Origin of the sequence: Microvirga massiliensis (assembly GCF_001006805.1) — a bacterium.
Lineage (GTDB): Bacteria > Pseudomonadota > Alphaproteobacteria > Rhizobiales > Beijerinckiaceae > Microvirga > Microvirga massiliensis.
Genome location: NZ_LN811355.1, coordinates 249346 through 256522 on the forward strand (window position 1 = coordinate 249346; position 7177 = coordinate 256522).

Here is a 7177-nt window from a genome sequence, read left to right on the forward strand (position 1 = left end):
AACGGCACTTTGCAGGCATCGCGTGAAATTGAGTTTAAACAACACGATGAATATACGATTTACCCTTGGGAGTAAACGAAAGGTGAAGCTACGAGTAGTTTACCCTTCTGAACTGTAAAAATCTTGTATAAAGGCCGCCTCTATACTTGTTCTTCTCGCGCAGAGATCCAGGAAATTACCAAGTAGATGGCGAGCGCAACGGCCATCACAACGGAGAGCATCGGGAATTGCAAAAGTAAATCGGGGGAAAAAGCCGAAAGAAGGATGAGATGGCTCATCACGGCGAGCAGCCAGATCACGCCGCCCCAGGTACTCGCCATCCAGAGTCCGATTGCTGCAACGAGATCGATCACGCCGAAATAAACCACCGTCGCCTGATGGCTCGGCGCAAGTGACTCAAAGGCACCCGTGGCTCCTGATACTCCGAGGATGACGGCCCAGGCTCCCAAGCCCTTTGCGATCCAGAGGAGCGACAGGACCCGCATGTAGATCCGCAGAGCCAACGCCCATCGAATTCCGCCTTGGCTCCGAGGCTGCTCCTCGATGCGATCCGGCGAAAGGACCGGCGCCGGGACGACAGTCTCGCGTCTCCGTAGATTGAAAGCCATCAGGGAAGCTCGAGTTCACGGTCGAGGGGCGCGAAGTACCCGGCGACCGCATCCGCATCGACTTCTTCGACCGATTGCGGGTTCCATGCGGGCTTGATGCCTTTCTCGAAGAGCGTGGTCCGGACGCCTTCGTAGAAGTCGGTCCCTCGTATGACACGGGACACGATCCGGAATTCGATCCTCATGGCCTCGTCGAAATCAACAGCTCCGCCCCGGTGCATCTGCTCCAGGGTTATGGCGAGACTCGTCGGCGACTTCGAGCGCATGGTCTCAGCGCAGCGCTGGGCAAACTCGGAGCCGGCAGCGAACCTGTCCAGCCGCGCGAGGATCTCTCCGACGGTCTTCGCGTCGAAGCTCTCGGCAATCACCGACCGGTGCTCGTCGATCGGCGGCGGGCCAGGATCCCGGTGATGGGCCGTGATCGTGCCATCGACCGGCTCCCCGGCACACAACGCTTCCCGAAGATCGGTCAGCCGTTCGCTCGGCACGGTAGCCGTCGCGAGGCCTAGCGCCAGCCCGTCGGCTCTCTTCAACCGTTCTCCGGTCAACGCGATGTAGATTCCCGTAGAGTCGGGCAGGCGCGGAAGCGCGTAGGTCGCTCCGACATCGGGAAAGAAGCCGATCCCGACCTCGGGCATCGCGAAGAGATAGCGGTCACCGGCGATGCGATGGCTGCCATGGAGCGAGACCCCAACCCCACCTCCCATCACGATCCCATCGATGAGAGCGATATAGGGCTTTGGATAGCGACGGATCAGCGCATTGAGCTGGTACTCCTCGCGCCAGAACTGCAGCGCTTCCTCATGCTCGCCAGCCATGCCGAGGTCGTAAAGCCGCCGGATATCGCCACCGGCGCAGAAGGCTCGCTCTCCGGCCGCTTGGAGGACGATCCGTGTCACAGCGGGATCGGATGCCCAGGCATCGAGACTCTGCCGCATTGCGCGCACCATTTCGAGCGTGAGCGCATTCAAGGCAGACGGGCGGTTGAGCGTCATGACACCGGCTGCCCCTTGGCGCCTGCAGATGATATCGTCGGTTTCGATCATGCGCCTCTGCCTCACCGCATCCTGCCGATACAGTGCCGTGCACCGTGCCATACGGCAGAGTTCCTTGGAATCGCGGCTCCTGGCGGCATCCGCCCGATCTGGAAATTCCGCGGGCCAAGCATCCATGGCTCTCCGGAATCCAAAGATTCGCGCCGCGAGGTCGCCAGCGGCTCTAAAGGGCGTAGACCTGGGCCGTCAATCGGCCCTGCTCCACCGGATGTGGGTCATAGGGCATTCCCGTTCTTGCCGCGGCGTGCCATTCGGGGTGCCAATTCCTTCTCTACGGGGGACTCCGACATGCGATCTGTGCCAAGTCCTGATGGCTCGCCGGTCGTCGTGAATAGAAATGGATAACTCGAATATGTCGAAAGCCACTCCTCTCCGCCGCCAACCGCAACCGAGCGCGCCCGAGACGGAGCTCGCACTGACACACCGGCCGCGTCGGAACCGGAAAGCTGATTGGACGAGACGGCTCGTGCGTGAGCACACGCTCACCGTGGACGATCTGATTTGGCCGCTCTTCGTGACGGCGGGCACCGGTGGTCGGGAGCCCGTCCGCTCCATGCCGGGTGTCGAGCGGCTGAGCATCGATGAGGCCGTGCGGGAAGCCGAGCGCGCAGCGCGGTTCGGAATCCCGGCAGTCGCGCTCTTTCCCTATACCGACCCGGGTCTTCGGGATCCACGTGGGTCGGAAGCCCTCAATCCGAAGAATCTCGTCTGCAGCGCGGGCCGCGCCATCAAGGACCGCATTCCCGAAATCGGCATCATCATGGACGTCGCGCTGGATCCTTATACGAGCCACGGCCATGACGGCCTTCTCGAGGACGGCCGAATTCTCAACGACGATAGCGTGGCCCTTCTGGTGCGCCAAGCGTTGGTCCAGGCGGAAGCAGGCGCCGACATCATTGCGCCCTCCGACATGATGGACGGGCGGGTCGGAGCGATCCGGGAGGCGCTCGATTCCGAGGGATTCCAGGACGTCCAGATCATGGCTTATGCCGCGAAATATGCATCGGCGTTCTATGGCCCATTCCGCGACGCGGTGGGTTCCAGCGCGACGCTCGCCGGAGACAAGCGGACCTACCAGATGGATCCCGGCAACTCCGATGAAGCGCTTCGGGAAGTGGCGCTGGATCTCGAGCAGGGTGCCGACATGGTCATGGTCAAGCCCGGCCTTCCTTACCTCGACATCGTCCGACGGGTTAAGGAGAACTTCCGGGTGCCGACCTTCGCCTACCAGGTCTCGGGCGAATACGCGATGATCGAGGCTGCAGCCGCTAACGGTTGGATCGATGGCGATCGGGCCATGCTCGAGAGTCTCCTCGCTTTCAAGCGCGCCGGCGCTGACGGCATCCTGACCTACTTCGCCCCGCGCGTTGCCGAGCGCCTGAAATCCGCACTCTGAAAGACTCGTCCGTGCGCCGCCGGTTTCCCTGGCGGACAGTTCTTACGTCAATCCTCGGACTGGTGGCCGGCGGGTTGGCCGGATGTGCATTCGGGGTCGATGGCGACCAATTGCGGATATGCCGATCCACCCTGCCGGCGCTCAATCCCGGGCTCGCCATTACCGTGACCGGCGCGCAGCCCGGACCCGAGAAGCGGAGCATACGCGTCGAATATACGGTCGAGCGGATCGACCGCGCTCCCGTGGAGCGGTGGGTGATCTGTCAATTCGCAAGCGACAGTCTCACGGCGCGGAAGGGCGAGTTGACGGGCTTGTCGACAGAGGACGGCCCAATTTCAGGCGCCAGCCTGTACCTCATGAAGCATTATTACCTGGACACCCCGGAGGGCATGGCTGGCGACCCGGGCAGCGCAGCCGGCGCTGCCGCACCGGTCATCCCCGGTAGGGCGGCCTATGCTCTGCAACAAATTCTCTCCGGGTTGCCGCGGATGTCAGTCTACGGCCTGATTGCTACGGCCTATGCCCTCGTGTTCGGCCTCGTGCGGCGGGTCAACCTGGCTTTCGGGGAACTCGTGGCAATCGGTGCCGCAGCCAGCATCGCCGGCGCGGCGCTCGGTACGATCGGGATGGGGTTGCCTGTTGCGGGCGGACTTGCGGCAGGTCTGCTGGCGGCTTTGTTTGCGGCCGCTGCCTATGGCGCCGTCGGCGGCTGGCTCACGATCGGAATGGTCAAGGGAAGGAGCCCTCAGCCAAGCCTCATCGCGACATTCGGGCTTTCGCTCTTCCTAATGGAATTTCTTCGGTTGATCCAAAGTCCGGTAACGGTGTGGCTGCCGCCGCTCGGTTCAGAACCGTGGCCGGTCGCCCGGGCTGGTCATTTCGTCGTCAACCTCAAGCCAATGTCGCTGGCAACCGCCCTGTTCGGACTAGGCGCAGCCTCGATCCTCGTTGCTCTCGGGCGCTCCCGGTTCGGCAGGGAATGGCGGGCCTATTCGGAGGATCCGGCTGCCGCGCGCCTCTTCGGAATCGATGGACGGCGGCTGCTCCTCGGAACCCTTGCCCTCGCGGGTGCATTCGCCGGCCTCGCCGGCATGCTCATCGTGGTCGAATTTGGAGGTCTTGGCTTCGCGGGCGGGTTTCAGTTCGGGCTCAAGGCCTTGCTGGCCGCCGTTGTAGGCGGGATAGGCTCGGTACCGGGGGCGCTTGCAGGCGGCTGGATCGTCGGCCTCTTCGAGTCGCTCTGGGCTGCCTATCTGCCGATAGAGAGCCGCGATATCGCGCTGTATCTCGCCCTCGCAATCTTTCTCGTCTTTCGGCCGGGCGGCATTTTCGGGACCCGCGACACCACACCCCGCCAAGTGTAACTTCGGTTCGGATTTTCACCTTTGACATAGCCCGGCGCCCCATTCCTGATCCCCCGGGTGCACCAATTGAGGATCCGGAGCTCACGGGCGCCGGTCTAGAAGGGATGAGCCTTGGCAGAACATTGCATTTCTCCCGAGGACGTCACGCGAGCGGCAGAGACGATTCGGCCTCACGTGCTGCGCACCCCCCTCGTACCGGCACCACGGCTGTCGGAACTCACCGGCGCGACGGTCTTCGTGAAGCACGAAAACATGCAGCCGACCGGCTCGTTCAAGGAGCGTGGAGCGGTCAACAAGTTGCAGAAGCTGAGTCGGGAGGATGGCAGGCGCGGCGTGGTGGCCATGTCGGCCGGCAATCATGCGCAGGCTGTCGCCTATCATGGACGCCGGCTCGGAGTTCCCGTGACGATCGTGATGCCGGTCGGGACGCCCATGGTGAAGGCGGAGAATACCCGGGCGCACGGTGCAAGGGTCATCCTGCACGGGGAAACCCTGTCCGAGTCGGAAGGCCACGCCCGTTCGCTTGCTGCCGATGAGAACCTGGTCCTGGTACATCCATATGACGATCCGGATATCATGGCCGGCCAGGGTACCGTCGCGCTCGAGATGCTCGACGATGAGCCGACACTCGAGCAGATCATCGTGCCGGTCGGCGGCGGAGGCCTGATTTCCGGCATCGCCGTAGCGGCGCGTGACCGCAAGCCCGACCTGGAGATTATCGGGGTCGAGGCCGCGCTCTATCCTTCCTTCTCGAATGCCCTGACGGGCGAAAACCTCCCGATCGGCGGGCCTACTCTCGCGGAAGGCATCGCGGTCAAGACGGTTGGCAGACTCACGCTCCCGATCGTGCGCGATCTGGCGGCCGGCGTCATTCTCGTGGACGAGCCGCTCCTCGAGCGGGCCATCAACGCCTATGCCACGTTCCAGAGGACGATGGCGGAGGGTGCCGGCGCGGCTGGTCTCGCAGCGATGCTCGCGGAACCCGACCGGTTCCGCGAACGGAAGGTCGGCCTCATCCTGAGCGGAGGGAATATCGACGCGAGGCTCCTCGCCTCCGTGATGGTTCGGGAGCTCGAGCGCGAGAATCAAATCGTATCCTTCAGGATCACGGCGAACGACCGGCCAGGCCTCCTCGGCCGGGTCGCGAGCCGCCTCGGGGAACTCGGGGCCAATATCCTGGAAGTGTCGCACGGTCGCCTTTTCCTGGACATTCCGGCGAAGGGCGTTTCGATCGACATCACCATCGAAACGCGAGACGAACGACATACATCAGAGATCTTCGCAGCCCTCGCGGCCGACGGGCTCGCTCCTCGGCGACTCGATTCGCGGGGGCTCTCCGAAGGAGCGTTCTAAGGAGGGGCTTTTGCCAGCAGAGGCACAGCTGACCGGATACTCCGATCCTCGTGAGCTCGCACTCGCCACCGAGGGCGTGCTGGGACGTCGCATCCTCGCCTATCTCCTGGATATCGTGGTCGTCTTCCTCCTTATGTCGGTGCTCTGGGTGCTGATTGCTTTGTTTGGCGTCATCACCTTCGGCTTCGGATGGATGCTCTTCGCCCTGCTTCCGCTGACGGCGATCGCCTACAACGCGATCACGATTGCGAGCGAAGGCCAGGGTACGCTCGGAATGCGCGCGGCAGGCCTGCGCGTCGTCGATGCCGTCGATGGAGGCCGCCCATCGATGCTTGCGGCCGCCGTGCATGCTCTGCTCTTCTATGTCGCGGTTTCGACATTCCTCCTCTGGGCGATCGATGTGGTGATCGGGCTCGCGCGGGTCGACCGGCGTCTGGGTCACGACATCCTCAGCGGCCTGCTCCTCGTGCGTTCGCGGTGAATTCCCGTGGGCGAATCTGGACGGGCGTGGCACCAATGTTATTCTTGAGCGTTGGATCCACGCTCGAGTTTACGACCGAGGCCGAACCAGCGTGACGAGTCAGCCGCGCGACGCCCCCCAATTCTACCTGACGTCACCCTCTCCCTGCCCGTATCTGCCCGGCAAGGAGGAGCGGAAGGTCTTCACCCACATCATCGGAAAGCGCGCGCGGGATCTCAACGAGATCCTCACGCAGGGCGGGTTTCGCCGATCACAGACGATCGCCTATCGCCCTGCCTGCGAAAACTGCCGGGCCTGCGTCTCGGTGCGGGTGCTCGTCGACGAGTTCGAGCCTTCCGCAAGTCTTCGGCGCGTCCTTCGTCAGAACCGCGACCTGATCGGAACCGCGCTTCCGAACCGGCCGACTGCTGACCAATATCTACTCTTCCGCCGCTATCTCGACGCCCGCCACACGGACGGCGGCATGGCCGACATGACGGTCCTCGACTACTCGACCATGATCGAGGACAGCCATGTCGATACTCGCGTCATCGAGTATCGACGCCGTGGCTCCGAAAACGGTATTACCGGCCGCGGGACGGGCCAGCTCGTGGGAGCCTGCCTGACGGACGAGATGGCCGACGGCCTCTCCATGGTCTACTCGTTCTACGATCCGGACCTCGCAGACCGGAGCCTCGGAACCTTCATCATCCTCGACCACATCGAGCGGGCGAGATCCCGTGGCCTCCCGTACCTCTATCTGGGCTATTGGGTCGAAGGGTCGAAGAAGATGGCCTACAAGGTCCGGTTCATGCCTCAGGAAAGGCTCCTGTCGCAGGGCTGGCGCCGCTTCGAATAGCGACCACGGCTGCACCTGGGCATGGACGCAGCGCACCTCTGGCCTAGCTGTGGATTTACCTCGCCTTGATTTCGGGCGGGGT

Annotated in this window: 7 protein-coding genes; 5 read left to right on the plus strand and 2 right to left on the minus strand. The window is 63.2% G+C overall.

Annotated features, from left to right (window positions below):
• Positions 1 to 140: 140 nt before the first annotated feature.
• A complete protein-coding gene (locus BN1233_RS19560; RefSeq protein ID WP_046865271.1) occupies positions 141 to 608 on the minus strand; it encodes a DUF6163 family protein in 468 nt (155 codons plus the stop codon).
• A complete protein-coding gene (locus BN1233_RS19565) occupies positions 608 to 1654 on the minus strand; it encodes an enoyl-CoA hydratase/isomerase family protein (protein WP_052763862.1) in 1047 nt (348 codons plus the stop codon). Before BN1233_RS19565 ends, BN1233_RS19560 begins: the two co-directional genes overlap by 1 nt.
• 361 nt (positions 1655 to 2015) lie before the next feature.
• Between BN1233_RS19565 and hemB the strand changes: the two genes are divergently transcribed.
• The 5 genes from hemB (at position 2016) to BN1233_RS19590 (ending at position 7095) form a co-directional block, all read left to right on the plus strand.
• Positions 2016 to 3059, plus strand: a complete 1044-nt coding sequence (gene hemB / locus BN1233_RS19570; protein ID WP_046865272.1) for a porphobilinogen synthase — start codon at positions 2016 to 2018, stop codon at positions 3057 to 3059.
• Between the two features lie 11 nt (positions 3060 to 3070).
• Positions 3071 to 4423, plus strand: a complete 1353-nt coding sequence (locus tag BN1233_RS19575; RefSeq protein ID WP_048707367.1) for a branched-chain amino acid ABC transporter permease — start codon at positions 3071 to 3073, stop codon at positions 4421 to 4423.
• A gap of 111 nt (positions 4424 to 4534) precedes the next feature.
• Entirely contained in the window at positions 4535 to 5776 is a 1242-nt protein-coding gene (locus BN1233_RS19580; RefSeq protein WP_046865273.1) for a threonine ammonia-lyase, read from the plus strand.
• A gap of 10 nt (positions 5777 to 5786) precedes the next feature.
• Positions 5787 to 6257, plus strand: a complete 471-nt coding sequence (locus BN1233_RS19585; protein WP_052763854.1) for an RDD family protein — start codon at positions 5787 to 5789, stop codon at positions 6255 to 6257.
• A 91-nt stretch (positions 6258 to 6348) separates the two neighbouring features.
• The gene (locus tag BN1233_RS19590; RefSeq protein ID WP_046865274.1) at positions 6349 to 7095 is read left to right on the plus strand and encodes an arginyltransferase; all 747 of its coding nucleotides are present in this window, start codon (positions 6349 to 6351) and stop codon (positions 7093 to 7095) included.
• The last annotated feature ends 82 nt before the right edge of the window (positions 7096 to 7177 follow it).

What these genes read in the sequence shown, in the direction of transcription:
- BN1233_RS19560 (WP_046865271.1), bottom strand. Translation starts at nt 608, where the DNA reads ATGGCTTTCAATCTACGGAGACGCGAGACTGTCGTCCCGGCGCCGGTC.
- BN1233_RS19565 (WP_052763862.1), bottom strand. Translation starts at nt 1,654, where the DNA reads ATGATCGAAACCGACGATATCATCTGCAGGCGCCAAGGGGCAGCCGGT.
- hemB (WP_046865272.1), top strand. Translation starts at nt 2,016, where the DNA reads ATGTCGAAAGCCACTCCTCTCCGCCGCCAACCGCAACCGAGCGCGCCC.